Genomic DNA, 15,858 nt, shown 5'->3' on the forward strand with positions numbered 1-15,858 from the left:
CGTGCCATGTACAAGCGGATCCTGATTGCCACCGATGGCTCCGAGCTGTCCGAAAAGGGCCTGCTCAAGGGGCTGGAACTGGCCCGCGACCTCAACGCCGAAATCGATATCGTCACTGTCTCCGAGCCTTGGGCCGTCGGCATGTATGACGCCATGGGCTGGAGCGTGGGCTACATGAACAGCCCTGAGTACAAGGCCGACCGCGAAGAGACCGCAGAGAAAGTGCTGGCGCCGGCCAAGGCCGCCTGCGAAGCGCAGGGCCTGCGCGCCACCACCGTGCACGTGCTGGACCGCTATGCCGCCGACGGCATCATCGACACGGCCATGGAACGCAACAGCGACCTGATCGTGATGACCTCGCACGGCCGCCGCGGCGTGACCCGGGTCCTGCTCGGCAGCCAGACCGCCGAAGTGCTCGCACGCAGCACCGTGCCGGTGCTGGTCATCCGATGATCTAGGGGCGCAGCTTCAACGCCATGGACTCGTCCAGGCTGCCGTCGGGCTGCACCACCACGTAGCGTTCCCCGGCCCGGTCGAACAGCACCGGGATCGGGTCGCGGAACAGCGGCCGGCGTACGAAGCGCAGCGACCAGCCGAAATGCTCCAGGGTGTCCACGGCTTGGCGCTGCTCGTCATTCAGCCCCGCACGCAGGGCGGCGGGGTCGATGGGTTTGCGTCGTTCAGGAGTCGTCATCGGGTACGGCAGGGCCAACTCACCAGCTGTAGAGCTTCCAGTACACCGGCGAGGTGCCATCCTTGCTCCGGTCCACGCCGCCGTGCTGGCTGCCTTCGTACATGTAGTACGGCGCACCACGCGAGGGTGTGACCTTGACCATGCGCAACTGGCCACTGACCCGGTACTCCTCGATCACATCGCCGTTGTCCATCACGCGCTTGGCGATATCGGCGCCCCGCACATCGACCGGGGGCACGCCAGCGCCGCCGCCCGTGGTGGCACAACCCGCCAGCACAAGCAGTCCAGCCAGCAGCAGAGTTTTCATGGGCCACGGTTCCTGGGTCGGGGGAGTCTGGATTATGCCCGATGCCCCGTGATGCCGGTGCCGGGAATGGCCCCAGCGGGGCGCGTAGAATCGTCGCATGAGCCGATTAGTCCTGATTGACGGGTCCAGTTACCTGTATCGCGCGTTCCACGCGCTTCCGCCGCTGACCAACGCTGCCGGTGAACCCACCGGCGCGCTGTTCGGTGTGGTCAACATGCTGCGCGCCACCCTGAAGGAGCGCCCCGAGTACGTGGCCTTCGTGGTCGACGCGCCGGGCAAGACCTTCCGTGACGACCTGTACGCCGACTACAAGGCCAATCGGCCGCCGATGCCCGACGACCTGCGCCCGCAGATCGAGCCGATGTGCCAGATCGTCGAGGCGCTGGGCCTGACCATCCTGCGCATTCCGGGCGTGGAAGCCGACGATGTGATCGGCACGCTGGCGCTGCAGGGCCACCGCGACGGGATGACCGTCACCATCTCCACCGGCGACAAGGACTTCGCCCAGCTGGTCCGCCCGGGCATTGAGCTGGTCAACACCATGACCGGCAGCCGCATGGATTCGGACGCTACCGTGATGGACAAGTTCGGCGTGCGCGCCGACCAGATCGTCGACCTGCTGGCGCTGATGGGCGACGCCGTGGACAACGTGCCCGGCGTGGAGAAGTGCGGCCCCAAGACGGCCGCCAAGTGGCTGGCCGAGTACCAGACCCTGGACGGGGTGATGGCCGCCGCGCCTGGCATGAAGGGCAAGATCGGCGAAAACCTGCGTGCCGCGCTGGAGCGCCTGCCGCTGAACCGCGAACTGGTCACCATCCGCACCGACGTGGCGCTGGACGCCACCCCGCAGACCCTGGCGCTGCGCGATCCGGATGTGCCGACACTGGGCGAGCTCTACCTGCGCTACGGCTTCACCCAGGCGCTGAAGGAGCTGGGTGGCCCGGTCCCGGCCACTGCGGCGGCCAGCGATGCGCCGGTGAGCCTGCGCGGCACCGCTGCGGGCTACGCGCGCGGCGCGGCCAGCGAGCCGGCCCCGGCCCTGGATGCGGCCCTGTCGGCCCCGGGCGAATACGAGACCGTGCTCACCCCCGAACAGCTGCAGGCCTGGGTGGCCCGCGCCGAGGCCGCCGAGCTGATCGCCTTCGACACCGAGACCGACGCGCTCGATGCCATGCGCGCCAACCTGGTCGGCATCAGCCTGGCGGTCGAGCCGGGCCGTGCGGCCTACATTCCGGTCGGGCATGACTACCCCGGCGCCCCTGCCCAGCTGCCGCGCCAGCAGGTGCTTGATGCGCTGCGGCCTTTGCTCGAGAACCCGCAAAAGAAGAAGGTGGGCCAGCACGGCAAGTACGACCTGCACGTGCTGCGCCGGCACGGCGTGGACGTGAAGGGCTACCACGATGACACCATGCTCGAAAGCTTCGTGCTCAATTCCACCGCCACCCGCCACGACATGGATTCGCTGGCGATGCGCTACCTCGGCTACACCACGATCAAGTTCGAGGACGTCGCCGGCAAGGGGGCCAAGCAGATTCCGTTCTCCCAGGTAGGGCTGGACGAAGCCAGCCGCTATGCGGCCGAAGATGCCGACATCACCCTGCGCCTGCACCGCGTGCTGCACCCGCAACTGCTGGAATCGGCCGCGCTGGACAACGTGTACCGCAGCATCGAAATGCCGCTGGTGCCGGTGCTGGCCCGGATCGAAGCCAACGGCGTGTACATCGACAGCGCCGAGCTGCGCCGGCAGAGCCAGGACCTGGGCGCGCGCATGCTGGCCGCCCAGCAGAAGGCCACCGAACTGGCCGGGCGCACCTTCAGCCTGGACTCGCCCAAGCAGCTGCAGGCGGTGCTGTTCGACGAGCTGAAGCTGCCCGCGCTGGTGAAGACCCCCAAAGGCCAGCCCAGCACCAACGAAGAGGCGCTGGAGGCGATCGCCGAACAGCACGAGCTGCCGCGGGTGATCCTGGAGTACCGCGGGCTGGCCAAGCTGCGCAGCACCTACACCGACAAGCTGCCGGAGATGGTCAACCCCGACACCGGCCGGGTCCACACCAGCTACCACCAGTCCGGCGCGGCCACCGGCCGGCTGTCCTCGTCGGACCCGAACCTGCAGAACATCCCGATCCGCACCGAGGACGGCCGCCGCATCCGCCGCGCCTTCGTGGCCCCGCCGGGGCACAAGCTGCTGGCCTGCGATTACTCGCAGATCGAGCTGCGGATCATGGCCCACCTGTCCGAGGACCCGGGCCTGGTGCGCGCGTTCGAACAGGGCGTCGATGTGCACCGTGCCACGGCGGCCGAGGTATTCAGCCGCGCGCTGGACGAGGTCACCCCGAACGAGCGCCGCGCCGCCAAGGCCATCAACTTCGGCCTGATGTACGGCATGAGCGCGTTCGGGCTGGCCCGTAACCTGGGCATCGACCGGGGCCAGGCGCAGGATTACGTGGCGCTGTACTTCAGTCGCTACCCCGGCGTGCGCGACTTCATGGAGCGCATGCGCCAGCAGGCCCGCGACCAGGGGTATGTGGAAACCATCGAAGGCCGCCGGCTGTATCTGAACGATATTCACGCGCGCAACCAGGGCCTGCGCGCCGGCGCCGAGCGCGCGGCGATCAATGCACCCATGCAGGGCACTGCCGCGGACATCATCAAACGGGCCATGGTGAAGGTGGACGACTGGCTGCAGGGCCAGGGCGGCCGCGCCCGGATGATTCTGCAGGTGCACGATGAACTGGTATTCGAAACCGAAAGCGAGTTTCTGGAAACCTTGCGCACGCAGGTGGTCGAGCTTATGTCGTCTTCAGCTCAATTACGCGTCCCGCTGGTGGTGGATGCCGGAGTAGGAGATAACTGGGATGAGGCACATTGAGACGCGAGTCACGTTGAATAAGCTGAATTGGTTCATTGCGGGTCGATAAACTGACTCTTCGATGAATGTTTTAGGTTTCACCGCAGTATTAATTGGCGCCCTTCACGAACTATCAATGTTCGAGGTGCTTTTATAGACCTCGACAGGCGCAATGCCTGTTGTGGATCTCTCCCATCCCCTGGAGCAGATCTCGGAACGGGGGCTCCTCCCCAAGCGCCCGTTCCCCGGCCCCGCTGACCTCCCCCTGGTCGGCGGGGCTTTTTATTTTCAGGAGTCCGGCCAACGGCCGGCGCTACCCGTATGCTTCAGGCACTCTCTCTTCTGCGGGGCTCGCATGAGCGACCTGTTCGACCTGGCCATGCCCTGGTGGGAATTCATCCTGCGCGCCGTCGTGGTGTATGTGGTCGTGCTCGGCATGGTCCGCCTGTCGGGCAAGCGCGCCCTGGGCCAGATCACCCCGTTCGACGTGCTGCTGATCGTGCTGCTGGGCAACGCGGTGCAGAACGCGCTGCTGGGCAAGGACACCTCGCTCGGCGGCGGCCTGCTGCTGGCGGCCACCCTGATCTCCCTGAACTACGGTGTGGGCTGGCTGAGCCAGCGCAGCCGCCGCGTTGAAGCGCTGGTGGAAGGCGAACCGGTGCTGATCGCCCGCGACGGCAAGCTGCTGGACTCGGTGCTGCGGCGTGAACTGGTCACCCGTGCCGACGTGGAAGCGGCCATGCGCCAGCAGGGCTGCGCACACATCAGCGAGGTCTCCATGGCGCTGCTGGAAATCAACGGCCACATCACCATCGTGACGCAGAAGCGGTAGCGCCGGCCGTTGGCCGGCCCAGGCTGGTCATCCTCGCCCGTGTACCGTCGGCCGCCAACGATCGAAACCTGGAAGCGCAGCCGGCAGCCTGCTGCTGGAATCGCCGGTATCAGCGGCCGCCTTCCGGTCGGCCCGCGCAATGGAGATGCCCTGCGATGCCCCTTGATGCCGTTACCACTACGCTCTCATCGAGCACCACGACCCGGCGGTGGGTCTCTGTCTATCTGGAACGCCCGGGTGCAGTTCTGCACGGGAACGATACGCCGCATACGGACGATACGCCTCCGACGTATGACCAGGTCATCGGGCCAGACGGGGGACTGCCCACTTACGCCCAGGCGGCGGGGCAGGACGCCTCAAGACGACTGCCGGACTCGCGCGCCATTCCACAGAACGTCGCCAACGAGCCGGGCGCATCGTCCTCGCCGTCGTACGCGTATGCGTCCACCGCCCCCGAACACCCGCAGGTCCAGGCCCGCGAACTGAACAAGCTGCTGAAACGCATCTCGCGCAATGAAATCAAGCTGGTCAAGGCCCACGACATCATGCTCGAGGATGCTGTGGACCGCTTCGTTCGCCACCAGGTGCTGCGCAACTTCTGCGGTGGCGGATTGTTCGATGACAGCGCCAGCGAAGACAGATCCATGGCCGAACGCAATTACCTGCACTACGCGAAAAAGCTGCCGAAATTGCAGGCCGAGTACGCGGCCATGCTCCAACGCCCGTAGCGCCACGCCCTGCGTGGCTGCGCCCCTCGTAACCCGCCCGCGCTACGCCCCCGCCACCCAGTCGCGCGGCACCAGGTAATCGCCCAGACGCGCTTCGGCGCTGCCGGGCTCGGGCTGGAACCCGTACTCCCAGCGCACGCGCGGCGGCAGGCTCATCAGGATGCTTTCGCTGCGCCCGCCGCTCTGCAGCCCGAACAGCGTGCCGCGGTCGTACACCAGGTTGAACTCCACGTACCGGCCCCGCCGGTACAGCTGGAACTCGCGCTCGCGTTCGCCGTACGGGGTGTGCTTGCGGCGTTCCACGATCGGCAGGTACGCCTGCAGGAAGCCATCGCCCACCGCGCGCAGGTAGGCGAAGTCGCGTTCGAAGTCGCCGTGCAGGTCGTCGAAGAACAGCCCGCCCACGCCGCGCGTTTCATTGCGGTGGCGCAGGAAGAAATACTCGTCGCACCAGCGCTTGTGCGCCGCATAGCGCTCTTCGCCGAACGGGGCGCACAGGTCGTGGGCGGCCTGGTGCCACTGCTGCACGTCCTCGTCGAACGGGTAGAACGGGGTCAGGTCGAAGCCGCCGCCGAACCAGGACGCGACCTGCTGCCCATCACGCTCGGCGCTGAAGTAGCGCACGTTGGCGTGGGTGGTGGGCAGGTACGGATTGAGCGGGTGGAACACCAGCGACACGCCGGTGGCGCGCCACGAGGCGCCAGCCAGCTCCGGCCGGTTTGCCGAGGCCGACGGCGGCAGACGCGTGCCGGAAACATCGGAGAAGCCGATACCGGCCTGCTCGAACACCGCGCCATCGCGCAGGATGCGGGTACGGCCACCGCCGCCCTCGGCGCGCTGCCAGAGATCTTCGGTGAAGCGGGCCTGGCCGTCGGCGGTTTCGACCGCGCCGCAGATGCGGTCCTGCAGGTCGGTCAGGTAGCTGCGTACACGCTCGAATTCGTTCATGCGGCTACTTTACCGCAGGGCAGCGAGGCAGGCCTCGGTCTACGGGGCCTTTGCGGCGAACCATCGCCGCACGTCCGGGCGCAGCACGCGTGCCACCAGCCAGGCGTGCAGTGCGGCGAACGCCAGCGCGGTGAGCACGGTCAGGCCGGTGTAGATCACGCGCTGCATCTGCAGGTCGCGGCGCAGCTGGCCGGCATCGGCGTCTGCGTGCGGCGGCAGGTGCACGATCAGCTGGCGGAATACCTCGTCGATCACCCACGCACCGACGAAGTTCAGCAGCGCGGTGACCACCAGCAGCACGATGAAGGTCCACAGCGCCCAGCGGTTGCGCCGCAGCAGGCCCCAACATGCCGCAGCCCCCACCAGGGAAAGGACCAGCATGCCCACGTTCACCGCCACCGCATGCCGGCCGAACCAGCGCAGCGACGACGGCATCCAGGACAGGTCGGCGCCGTCCAGCAGGTCCTTCAACCAGGCCGACTGGGCGAGCAGCGCGGCGAGCACCGCGCCACCGGCCCAGCACACGGCCGACACGATGCACACCACCAACACCGACTTGGCCAGCGGGGCAAGAAAGGTCGGGGTGCCATCCCCCTTCGGGCGCGGATGGGCAACGGGCAGCAGCGGGGGCGTAATCGAAGACATCCGGTGTCCTGGCAGTGTGCGGTGGGGTCAGCCCGGCGCGATCACGCGCGCGGCCGCCGGCAGGATATGGTCTTCGCTCAACGGTGCCAAGCGGCGCCCGTGCGGTGGCTGCAACGGCACCCAGGCCAGTTCGGCGATCTCCGCCCGTGCCTGTGGGGTGCCCAGCACCTGTACCCACCAGGCCTCGGCGTGCACCCGGCAGCCGGTTTCATGCACCGCCCAGTCGCTGTAGGCGCCCAGCGGCACCGCCGTGGCGGGGTCCAGCTGCACGCCCAGTTCCTCGTCCAGCTCGCGCGCCAGCGCGGCCAGCGGTGCCTCGCCCGGCTCGGGCTTGCCGCCCGGCTGGATGAACACCGCCGAGCCGTGCTTGCGCACCACCAGCACGCGCTGGGCGGCATCGGTGATGACCGCGGCGACGATCCGTATCGTCGCCGCGTCGTGGCTCACTTCAGGTTCTCTTCGAACAGCTTGAGGATGCGCTTGTACTGGTCCAGCCAGGAATCGGCGCGCACGTAGCCGTGGCGTTCCAGCGGGTAGGGCGCGATGCTCCAGTTGTCCTTGTGCAGCTCGATCAGCTTCTGGGTGAGGTTGACCGAGTCCTGGAAGAACACGTTGTCGTCCATCATCCCGTGCGCGATCAGCAGGTGGTCCTGCAGGCCCTCGGCATATTCGATCGGCGAGGAGACCCGGTAGGCCTCCGGGTCGATGTCCGGGGTGTTGAGGATGTTGGCGGTGTAGCCGTGGTTGTACTGGTGCCAATCCACCACCGGGCGCAGCGCGGCGCCGGCCTTGAAGGTGCCCGGCGAACGGAACAGCGCCATGAAGGTCATGAAGCCGCCGTAGGAGCCGCCGTAGATGCCGGCATGGTCGCGGTCACCCTGCTGGGTGGCCACCAGCCAGTCCAGGCCGTCCTTGTAGTCTTCCAGTTCCGGGTGGCCCATGTTGCGGTAGATCGCCGTGCGCCAGTCGCGGCCGTAGCCCTCGCTGCCGCGGTAATCCATGTCCAGCACCACGTAGCCCTGCTGCACCAGCAGGTTGTGGAACATCTGCTCGCGGAAGTAGGCCGGGTAGCGCTGGTGCACGTTCTGCAGGTAACCGGCGCCGTGCACGAACATGGCGATCGGGTACTTCCTGCCCGGCTCCAGGTTCTCCGGGCCGTAGTACTTGGCCCAGACCACGCCCGCGCCGTGCTTCGAAGGCACCTGCACCAGCTTGGGCTGGATCCACTCGCGGGCCTTGAAGGCGGCAGTGCGGGTGTCGGTCAGCACCTTGGCCTGGCCGCCCGCGGTGGGCACCACCGCCAACTGCGCCGGCAGGTAGGCGCCGGAGTAGCGCACCAGCAGCTGCTGGCCGTCCGGGGACAGCGAGAAGTCTTCCACGCCGTTGAGCGAGGTCAGCTCACGCACCTGGCGCGAAGCGGTATCCACCGCGCACACCTCGTAGTCGCCCGGGGCCTGCTGGTTGCACAGCACGTAGAAGCCACGGCCATCGGCGCTGGGCACCGGCATCGAGGTCTCCCACTTGCCACCGGTCAGCGCCTGCGGCTTGGCCGCGCCCTGCTGGGTGTACAGGTGCGAGTAGCCGGACTCTTCGGACAGCAGCCACAGCGTGCGGTTGTCGTTGGACCAGCCGAAATCGTTGAAGCTCCAGTTGATCCACGCCGCGTCGGTGAGGCGGTGGCGGGTCTGCAGCCTGGCCTCGGCCGGGCTGACGCTGGCGATCCAGCGGTCCTTGTTGTCGTTGGCGCGCAGCAGGATCGCGGCCTGCTGGCCATCGGCGCTCCAGCGCACGCCCGGCGCGCCGGGGCCACCCAGCACCTGCACCGGGCGGCTGCCCTTCAGCGCGTCCTTGCCGGCGGCCTTGCGCAGCGCGGCCAGCGGGTCGGTGCCGATGCCCGGCAGGCTGTCCAGCGACAGCGGCTTGACCGTGCCGGTGACGGCGTCGACCAGCCACAGCGCGTTCGGTTCCGGGTCGTTGCGGCCCACGCGGGTACGGGTGTCCTCGAACTCCTCGTAGCCCGATTCGGTCACGTACTTGGGCATCTTGCCGCCGCGGCCTTCGTCGAAGCCCTTCGGCTTGGTCACCACGATCAGGCTGCGGGCATCGGGCGACAGCGCGCTGTCGACGATCTCCACATCGGCGCCCAGGTACACCGGGCCCGGCGCGCGGGTGCTGTCGGCGCGGCGCCAGCTGGCTTCCTGCTCCTTCAGTGCGTCGCGCTGGGCGCGGTCGTTGCGCAGCGTGGCCAGGGTGCGCAGCTGCTGGTCGCGCAGCACGTCGGCCTTGGGCGCATCGTCCGGGTTCTTTTCGGCCTTCAGGCTGGCCACCTGCTGCACGCCACCGGCGGCGGTCCAGTGGAACCAGTTCTGGCCGGTGCGCCAGATGACCCCGCCGTCGCGGGCGAAGTTGACCGCGCTGGCCTTCTCGGTGCTGCGGGTGAGCTGGGTCAGCGCGCCGCTGCGCAGGTCGCGCAGGAACACGTCGCCGTTGCGCACGAACACGCTGCGCTGGCGGGCGCTGTCGTACACCGGGGCGTCCACATCCAGGCTGCCGCGCTGGTCATCGGCGACCTGGGTGGCAGTACCGCCGTTGATCGGCTGGCGGAAGGTATCGCGGACCGGGCTGCCGGTGCGCTTGAGCTGGTACTCCACCTGCTGGCTGTTCCACGACCACCAGGCGCTCTCGACCGGCGGACCGATCCAGTCCGGGTCGGCCATGGCCTGTTCGATGGTGATCGGCGTCGGTGCCGCGTGGGCCGCGCCGCCGAGGGCGGCGAGCAGCAGCAGGGACAAGGGCAGCGTTCTGGGCATTGCGGGCAGCACCGTAAAGGAAAACCCGCCAAGCGTAGCAGCCGCAACGCGCGCGGGAGGGGGCCACAGGTCATGGGCTGCGCCCATGACCTGTGCGGGGCATTTCTTCCTATACCCCGCGCCTTCGGCGCGCCCCCTTTAACAAAAAGGGGGCTCTCCCCCAGCCCGGTCATCGGCCGTCGAATGATGCGTGGCCGCAATCGGGCTGTTGTGCGTAGAGCCACGCCCTGCGTGGCTGCGACAAAGTGAAGCAGCGCGTCACCGGGTCGCATGCCCTCTTCACGGAAATCGGCCCAGACTGGTGCGGATTCCAGAGAATGCTGCGGAGGCGTCGCGTGGACGCGTTGTTGTTGTCGCGGATCCAGTTCGGGTTCGTCATCAGTTTCCATGTGCTGTTTCCGGCCTTCACCATCGGCACGGCCAGCTGGCTGGCCTTCGTCGAGGGCCAGTGGCTGCGCACGAAGAAGCCGATCTGGCGCGAGCTGTACTTCTTCTGGCAGAAGATCTTCGCGGTGTCCTTCGGCATGGGCGTGGTCAGCGGCATCGTCATGGCCTTCCAGTTCGGCACCAACTGGCCGCGCCTGAGCCAGGTGGCCGGCAGCGTGATCGGGCCGCTGCTCACCTATGAAGTGCTCACCGCGTTCTTCCTGGAGGCCAGCTTCCTGGGCGTGATGATGTTCGGCTGGGGCAAGGTCTCGCCGCGCCTGCATTTCCTGTCCACCTGCATGGTGGCGCTGGGCACGCTGGTGTCCACCTTCTGGATCCTTTCGTCCAACAGCTGGCTGCAGACCCCGGCCGGGCACGCCATCATCGATGGCATCGTGGTGCCCCAGGACTGGTGGCAGGTGGTATTCAACCCCTCCTTCCCGTACCGGCTGGCGCACATGGCGCTGGGCTCGTTCATCACCACCTGTTTCGTGATCGGCGGGGTGGGGGCGTGGTACCTGCGCAAGGGCAAGCATGTTGAAGCCGGGCGCACCATGCTGCTGGCGGCGGTGGCCTTCGCCGCGCTGACGGTGCCGGTGCAGATCTTCGTGGGCGACATGCATGGCCTCAACACACTCAAGCACCAGCCGATGAAGATCGCGGCGGTGGAAGCGCACTGGCATGCCGAAGGCGAGGGCGAAGGCGTGCCGCTGGTGGTGTTCGCGGTACCCAACGAGAAGGCCGAGCGCAACGACTTCGAGATCGCCATTCCGCGCCTGGGCAGCCTGATCCTGACCCATTCACTGGACGGGACTTTCGATCCGCTCACTTCCGTGCCGGCCAGCGAGCGGCCGCCGGTGGTGCCGGTGTTCTTCGCCTTCCGCATCATGGTCGGGCTGGGCACGCTGATGCTGCTGCTGGCCTGGGCGTCGGCCTTCCAGTGGTGGCGCGGTCGCCTGCTGGAATCGCGCTGGCTGGTGCGCGGCTGGAACTGGATGCTGCCCAGCGGCTTCATTGCGCTGGTGTCGGGCTGGTTCGTCACTGAAATGGGCCGCCAGCCGTGGGTGGTCTACGGCGTGCTGCGCACCGCTGACGCGGTGGGCCCGCAGAGCGCGTGGATGACCGCGCTGTCGCTGGGCGTGTACATCGTCGGCTACGCGTTCGTGTTCGGCTGGGGCATCTGGTACCTGGTCAAGATCATCCGTACCGGGCCCAAGCCGCACGACCAGCAACCGCCAATCGAAGACGGCAGCCACACCCCGGCGCGGCCGCTGTCCGGTGCCGACGAACCGCTGGAGGAGCGCTGACATGGAGATGACGACCTGGCTGCCGGTGGCATGGTTCGCGGTGATCGGCTTTGGCGTGCTGATGTACGTGGTGCTGGATGGCTTCGTGCTGGGCATCGGCATCCTCGCGCCGATGGCCGAGGATGAAGAACAGCTCGACGTGATGATGAACACCGCCGCGCCGATCTGGGACGGCAACGAAACCTGGCTGGTGCTGGGCGGGGCAGGGCTGATGGCCGCCTTCCCCAAGGCCTATGCGGCGCTGCTGTCGGCGCTGTACCTGCCGGTGCTGCTGCTGGTGGTGGCGCTGGTGTTCCGCGGGGTGGCGTTTGAATTCCGCTTCAAGGCGCACCGTTCGCGGCGGTTGTGGAGCGTGGCCTTCGGGCTGGGCTCGGTGCTGGCCGCGTTTGCCCAGGGCGTGATCCTGGGTGCGCTGGTGCAGGGCCTGCAGGTGGTGGACGGGCAGTACGTGGGTGGGCCGTTCGGCTGGTTCAGCCCATTCTCGATGCTGACCGGCGCGGCGGTGGTGTTCGGCTATGCGTTGCTGGGCAGCACCTGGCTGATCCTGAAGACCGAAGGCCGCGAGCAGACCTTTGCGCGCACCCTGACCCGGCCGCTGGTGGTGGCGGTGATCGTGTTCATGGGGCTGGTCAGTGCGTGGCTGCCGTTCCTGGATTCGCGCCTGATGGCGCGCTGGTTCAGCGACGGCAACTTCTGGTGGCTGTCGCCGGTGCCGCTGCTGACCCTGGGCGTGGCGGTGGCGCTGTGGCGCAGCGCCATGCACCCGCGCCGCGACCTGCCGCCGTTCCTGCTGACGCTGGCGCTGTTCGTGCTCGGCTTCATCGGGCTGGTGCTGGGCATGTGGCCCTACCTGCTGCCGCCCAGCATGACCCTGTGGCAGGCGGCGGCGCCGGCCTCGTCGATGGGCTTCAGCCTGGTCGGCCTGGTGGTGCTGCTGCCGGTGATCCTGGGCTACACGGCGTGGTCGTACCGCGTATTCCGCGGCAAGGTCCGCGCGGACGCCGGATACCATTGACGGATCGGTGACGACCGTTGGTCGTCACGCGCGTCACCCGTGCAGGCCTTCGATCTCGACCAGCAATTCGGCGCGGCACACCTCGGCGTGCAGCACCACGAAGGCAGGGCTGCCCGGCAGTCCGGCCATTCGCGCTGCAATCGCCGGCATGTCCTCGGCCCGGCGCACATACACCTTCAACACGGATTCCGCCCCCAGCGCGGCCGGCAGCCCCGGCCGCTGCAGGCGCGCGGCATCCACCAGGCTCTGCAGGTTGGTCAGGGTCTCTTCCAGCTGCTCGGCCACTGACCCGGTGTGCTGCGAGACATGCCCGACGATGGCCGCCGTGCCTGACTGCAACAGCGGCAGGCCGGTGGCAGGCGGCGGCAAAAGAGCGCGCGAGAAGCTGGGTGACTGCGGGCCGTACTGGCGCGGGTAGCGGAACGCGCTGACCTGGCGGGGGTTCTCCAGCGGCAGGCCGGCCTCGCGGGCCGCCAGCCAGTACACCTGCAGGCGGCGTACGCCATCGAAACGGCCAATGCAGGTGGCTGCCGGCAGCGCGGCCTCGTCCAGCTCGCGCAGCCCACGCACCCGGCCCACGCAGAAGCGCCGGTAGCGTTCCTGGTCGCCGTCGCCTTCGGTCACCGCGTCCAGGTAGTTCCAGGTGCGCAGCAGGTGCGGGAAACCGCAGTTGGCCAGAAAGCCACTCATCCGAGCGTAGGCGTCTGCCGCGGCCGACTCGATATCACCGTCGACCTCGTCAATTTCGATCGCGCCGAACAGCAACGTGTCGTTGGCCGACCAGCGCACGCCCCCGCGCACGCCGTGCTGCACCGGGCTGGCGCCCTGCCAGATCTCGACCTGCGGCGGGCCCTGTTCGGCCAGCGGCACCTGCAGCCAGCGCGGGTCGTCGCAGGGCGCGGCAGCCGTTGAAAAGCCGAACACGGCCAGCGTGCGCGGGTCGACCAGGGCGGCGTCGCGTTCAGCAGCGGGGGCATAAAACGCACGGAACAGCGCGGGGTCTGCCGAGGGAGAAAGGACCTGCGCGGCCGCTACGCTGTGGATCGTGCTACTCATTTCAGATTGTGAAAACTGCCAGTGCCGAGGGTGTCATGATAGCGTGCGCTCCTTTCGCGGCGTGCCGAACACGCCGGACGATGTCGAAGACAGGCGTGGGCCGGCTGGAATGGGGGAGCCGATCCGCGTTGCCGCCAAGGCTCGTGCTGTCCAGGTGCCCATAACCATGTTGGCGTGAATGATCGAGTTCTCTGTTGTGGATTGGTCGGCCTGGGCACCGGGACTGACCACGAAATCGGATTGGCAGGCGTGGGCCCACGCACCGACGTTGCCCGAAGGCGACGACACGCCCGCGTTGCCGGAAGTGCCGGCCATGCAACGCCGCCGCATCGAGCGCTTGGGCCGCATGGCCATCCAGGCCGCGTGCTGGTGCGAACAGCCCGACGATGCCGGCCAGGTGCCGCTGGTGTTCGCGTCCCGGCATGGCGACGTGGCCCGTTCGATGGAACTGCTCGATACCCTGCGCCAGGATGCCCCGATGTCGCCCACTGGCTTTGGCCTGTCGGTGCACAACGCGGTGGCCGCGCTGTATTCGATCGCGCGCGGCCAGCGCGGCAACTACCTGGCCCTGGCCGGCGGCCGGGGCACGGTGGAGGCCGCCTGCGTGGAGGCCTTCGGGCTGCTCGCCGATGGCGCCCCGGAAGTGCGCGTGATCGCCTACGAATCGCCGCTGCCGGCGGTGTACGCCGGGTTCGCCGATGAGCCTGACCCCTTCTTCGCCTGGTGCTGGCGGCTGGCCCGCGCCGATGCGCCGGGCACCCGGCTGTCGCTGGGCTGGGGCCGGGGCGGGCAGGACAGCCCGCCCGGCGCGCTGCCGCACAGCCTGGACGCGCTGCGCTTCCTGCTGTCTGGCGAGCCGGCGCTGCAGTTCCAGGCCGATGGCCAGCAGTGGTCCTGGCAGCGCCATGGCTGAGCGCTGGCGCGCCCGCCTCGACCACGCCTGGCGCGTGGTCGGCACCGGCGTCAGTTTCGCCGCCTTCGGGATCGGCGGGCTGCTGCTGGGTGGGCTGCTGTTTCCGCTGCTGCTGCTGGTCCGTCACACGGCCCGGCGGCGCACCCTGGCGCGCCGGCTGGTCCAATTCAGTTTCGCCAGCCATGTCGCGCTGATGCGCTGGCTGGGGGTGATGACGTACGAGATCCGGGGCGCGGAACGCCTGCAGCGCAACGGTCTGCTGATCCTGGCCAACCATCCCACCCTGATCGACGTGGTGCTGCTGATCGCCCAGCTGCCCAACGCCGATTGCGTCGTGAAGCAGGCTGTCGCCTGCAACCCCTTCATGCGCGGCCCGGTCCGCGCGGCCGGCTACGTGGCCAATAGCGACGGGGCGGGGCTGATCGATGACTGCATCGCCGCCGTCAAGGCCGGGGGCAACCTGGTGATCTTCCCGGAGGGCACCCGCACTGTCCCGGGACAGCCGCTGCGGCTGCAACGCGGCGCCGCCAACATTGCCGTCCGGGGCCGGCTGGACATTACCCCGGTCAGGATCACCTGCACCCCGCCTACCCTGACCAAGGGCCAGAAATGGTATCGTGTGCCATCACGGCGTTTTCACGTTCAGCTGGAAGTCGGGGAAGATCTCCCGATCGCCCCGTTCCTGACCGGGGCCGACGATACGCCCAGGGGGGATGCCTTGGCGGCCCGGCGCGTGACCGATCACCTTGCCCACTACTTTGACTTCGCTGGAGAACCAAGCCGTGCAGGCACTTGAGCACGAGATCAAGGAATTGATCATTTCATCGCTTTCATTGGAAGACATCACTCCGGACGACATCGACGCCGCCGCACCCCTGTTCGTGGAGGGGCTGGGCCTGGATTCGATCGACGCGCTTGAACTTGGTTTGGCCCTGCAGAAAAAGTACGGTGTCAGCCTGTCCGCCGACTCGGAAGAGACCCGTCGCCATTTTTCCAGCGTGCGTGCCCTTGGCGAGTTTGTCGCCGCACGCCAGCAGTCTTAACGGCGTCTCAGGATTTGCCATGACCAAGAACGAACTTTTCGATCGCATCGTCAAGATCCTCAAGGACAGCTTTGAGATCGAACCGGTGCGCATCACGCCCCAGGCCCGCCTGTACGACGACCTGGACATCGACAGCATCGATGCCGTGGACCTGATCGTGCAGCTCAAGCCGCTGCTCGGCCGCAACCTGCAGCCGGAAGCCTTCAAGGCGGTCCGCACCGTGCAGGACATCGTCGATGTGGTGCATGGGCTGCTGCCCGGGCAAGCGGCCGCCTGACGGCCGCCG

Annotated in this window: 17 protein-coding genes; 10 read left to right on the top strand and 7 right to left on the bottom strand. The window is 67.9% G+C overall.

The genetic code is table 11. The features are described from left to right. Positions 1-6: 6 nt before the first annotated feature. The gene (locus tag KVS69_RS06215) at positions 7-453 is read left to right on the top strand and encodes a universal stress protein (protein ID WP_068847830.1); all 447 of its coding nucleotides are present in this window, start codon (positions 7-9) and stop codon (positions 451-453) included. Position 454: 1 nt separating this feature from the next. On the opposite strand, the gene KVS69_RS06220 is transcribed toward KVS69_RS06215, so the two are convergent. Continuing rightward, positions 455-694 carry a hypothetical protein gene (locus tag KVS69_RS06220; protein ID WP_068854463.1) on the bottom strand — a complete coding sequence of 80 codons (240 nt, stop codon included), beginning with the start codon at positions 692-694 and terminating at the stop codon, positions 455-457. A 19-nt stretch (positions 695-713) separates the two neighbouring features. Beyond that, a complete protein-coding gene (locus KVS69_RS06225; RefSeq protein WP_068847828.1) occupies positions 714-1,001 on the bottom strand; it encodes a DUF2782 domain-containing protein in 288 nt (95 codons plus the stop codon). A gap of 97 nt (positions 1,002-1,098) precedes the next feature. Here KVS69_RS06225 and polA point away from each other — a divergent pair, with 97 nt between their 5' ends. The 3 genes from polA to KVS69_RS06240 all read left to right on the top strand — a co-directional run bounded on the left by polA (position 1,099) and on the right by KVS69_RS06240 (position 5,409). Next, positions 1,099-3,870 carry a DNA polymerase I gene (polA, locus tag KVS69_RS06230; protein ID WP_217537500.1) on the top strand — a complete coding sequence of 924 codons (2,772 nt, stop codon included), beginning with the start codon at positions 1,099-1,101 and terminating at the stop codon, positions 3,868-3,870. Positions 3,871-4,204: 334 nt separating this feature from the next. Further along, positions 4,205-4,681, top strand: a complete 477-nt coding sequence (locus KVS69_RS06235; protein WP_217537501.1) for a YetF domain-containing protein — start codon at positions 4,205-4,207, stop codon at positions 4,679-4,681. A gap of 155 nt (positions 4,682-4,836) precedes the next feature. Beyond that, entirely contained in the window at positions 4,837-5,409 is a 573-nt protein-coding gene (locus tag KVS69_RS06240) for a hypothetical protein (protein ID WP_217537502.1), read from the top strand. Positions 5,410-5,451: 42 nt separating this feature from the next. Here the strand turns inward: KVS69_RS06240 and hemF are convergent, their stop codons facing one another. Genes hemF through KVS69_RS06260 form a run of 4 tightly spaced genes read right to left on the bottom strand, consistent with a single transcriptional unit; the run spans position 5,452 to position 9,812 of the window. Beyond that, entirely contained in the window at positions 5,452-6,357 is a 906-nt protein-coding gene (gene hemF, locus KVS69_RS06245) for an oxygen-dependent coproporphyrinogen oxidase (protein ID WP_217537503.1), read from the bottom strand. 39 nt (positions 6,358-6,396) lie between these two features. Continuing rightward, positions 6,397-7,002: a tetraspanin family protein gene (locus tag KVS69_RS06250; RefSeq protein WP_068847817.1), complete on the bottom strand. Its 606-nt coding sequence runs from the start codon at positions 7,000-7,002 to the stop codon at positions 6,397-6,399. A 27-nt stretch (positions 7,003-7,029) separates the two neighbouring features. Beyond that, positions 7,030-7,449 (bottom strand): NUDIX domain-containing protein, encoded by a 420-nt coding sequence (locus tag KVS69_RS06255; RefSeq protein ID WP_093532641.1) that lies wholly within the window; start codon positions 7,447-7,449, stop codon positions 7,030-7,032. Beyond that, positions 7,446-9,812: a S9 family peptidase gene (locus tag KVS69_RS06260; protein ID WP_217537504.1), complete on the bottom strand. Its 2,367-nt coding sequence runs from the start codon at positions 9,810-9,812 to the stop codon at positions 7,446-7,448. The genes KVS69_RS06255 and KVS69_RS06260 overlap by 4 nt, the downstream gene beginning before the upstream one ends. 335 nt (positions 9,813-10,147) lie before the next feature. Between KVS69_RS06260 and KVS69_RS06265 the strand changes: the two genes are divergently transcribed. Beyond that, entirely contained in the window at positions 10,148-11,545 is a 1,398-nt protein-coding gene (locus tag KVS69_RS06265) for a cytochrome ubiquinol oxidase subunit I (protein WP_095363256.1), read from the top strand. Between the two features lies 1 nt (position 11,546). Continuing rightward, positions 11,547-12,560, top strand: coding sequence for a cytochrome d ubiquinol oxidase subunit II (gene cydB / locus KVS69_RS06270; protein ID WP_068854461.1), 1,014 nt, complete (start codon positions 11,547-11,549; stop codon positions 12,558-12,560). Positions 12,561-12,593: 33 nt separating this feature from the next. Here the strand turns inward: cydB and KVS69_RS06275 are convergent, their stop codons facing one another. After that, positions 12,594-13,616, bottom strand: coding sequence for a pteridine-dependent deoxygenase (locus tag KVS69_RS06275; protein ID WP_254622054.1), 1,023 nt, complete (start codon positions 13,614-13,616; stop codon positions 12,594-12,596). A 178-nt stretch (positions 13,617-13,794) separates the two neighbouring features. Between KVS69_RS06275 and KVS69_RS06280 the strand changes: the two genes are divergently transcribed. The 4 genes from KVS69_RS06280 to KVS69_RS06295 are packed head-to-tail and all read left to right on the top strand — an operon-like array spanning position 13,795 to position 15,849. Then, entirely contained in the window at positions 13,795-14,529 is a 735-nt protein-coding gene (locus KVS69_RS06280; protein ID WP_217537505.1) for a beta-ketoacyl synthase chain length factor, read from the top strand. Further along, positions 14,522-15,325: a lysophospholipid acyltransferase family protein gene (locus KVS69_RS06285; protein ID WP_068854884.1), complete on the top strand. Its 804-nt coding sequence runs from the start codon at positions 14,522-14,524 to the stop codon at positions 15,323-15,325. The genes KVS69_RS06280 and KVS69_RS06285 overlap by 8 nt, the downstream gene beginning before the upstream one ends. After that, complete coding sequence (locus tag KVS69_RS06290) at positions 15,312-15,572, top strand: phosphopantetheine-binding protein (RefSeq protein ID WP_068854459.1); 261 nt, start codon at positions 15,312-15,314, stop codon at positions 15,570-15,572. The genes KVS69_RS06285 and KVS69_RS06290 overlap by 14 nt, the downstream gene beginning before the upstream one ends. A 19-nt stretch (positions 15,573-15,591) precedes the next feature. Beyond that, a complete protein-coding gene (locus KVS69_RS06295) occupies positions 15,592-15,849 on the top strand; it encodes an acyl carrier protein (RefSeq protein ID WP_068854458.1) in 258 nt (85 codons plus the stop codon). Positions 15,850-15,858: the final 9 nt, after the last annotated feature.

It is taken from the genome of Stenotrophomonas sp. GbtcB23, from assembly GCF_019091045.1.
Classification (GTDB): domain Bacteria; phylum Pseudomonadota; class Gammaproteobacteria; order Xanthomonadales; family Xanthomonadaceae; genus Stenotrophomonas; species Stenotrophomonas rhizophila_A.

Bases quoted from the DNA above. Each gene is read 5' to 3' on its own strand.
- KVS69_RS06220 (WP_068854463.1), bottom strand. From the start codon at position 694: ATGACGACTCCTGAACGACGCAAACCCATCGACCCCGCCGCCCTGCGT.
- KVS69_RS06280 (WP_217537505.1), top strand. From the start codon at position 13,795: ATGATCGAGTTCTCTGTTGTGGATTGGTCGGCCTGGGCACCGGGACTG.
- KVS69_RS06295 (WP_068854458.1), top strand. From the start codon at position 15,592: ATGACCAAGAACGAACTTTTCGATCGCATCGTCAAGATCCTCAAGGAC.
- KVS69_RS06215 (WP_068847830.1), top strand. From the start codon at position 7: ATGTACAAGCGGATCCTGATTGCCACCGATGGCTCCGAGCTGTCCGAA.
- polA (WP_217537500.1), top strand. From the start codon at position 1,099: ATGAGCCGATTAGTCCTGATTGACGGGTCCAGTTACCTGTATCGCGCG.
- KVS69_RS06250 (WP_068847817.1), bottom strand. From the start codon at position 7,002: ATGTCTTCGATTACGCCCCCGCTGCTGCCCGTTGCCCATCCGCGCCCG.
- KVS69_RS06225 (WP_068847828.1), bottom strand. From the start codon at position 1,001: ATGAAAACTCTGCTGCTGGCTGGACTGCTTGTGCTGGCGGGTTGTGCC.
- cydB (WP_068854461.1), top strand. From the start codon at position 11,547: ATGGAGATGACGACCTGGCTGCCGGTGGCATGGTTCGCGGTGATCGGC.
- KVS69_RS06240 (WP_217537502.1), top strand. From the start codon at position 4,837: ATGCCCCTTGATGCCGTTACCACTACGCTCTCATCGAGCACCACGACC.
- KVS69_RS06285 (WP_068854884.1), top strand. From the start codon at position 14,522: ATGGCTGAGCGCTGGCGCGCCCGCCTCGACCACGCCTGGCGCGTGGTC.
- KVS69_RS06235 (WP_217537501.1), top strand. From the start codon at position 4,205: ATGAGCGACCTGTTCGACCTGGCCATGCCCTGGTGGGAATTCATCCTG.
- KVS69_RS06275 (WP_254622054.1), bottom strand. From the start codon at position 13,616: ATGAGTAGCACGATCCACAGCGTAGCGGCCGCGCAGGTCCTTTCTCCC.
- hemF (WP_217537503.1), bottom strand. From the start codon at position 6,357: ATGAACGAATTCGAGCGTGTACGCAGCTACCTGACCGACCTGCAGGAC.
- KVS69_RS06260 (WP_217537504.1), bottom strand. From the start codon at position 9,812: ATGCCCAGAACGCTGCCCTTGTCCCTGCTGCTGCTCGCCGCCCTCGGC.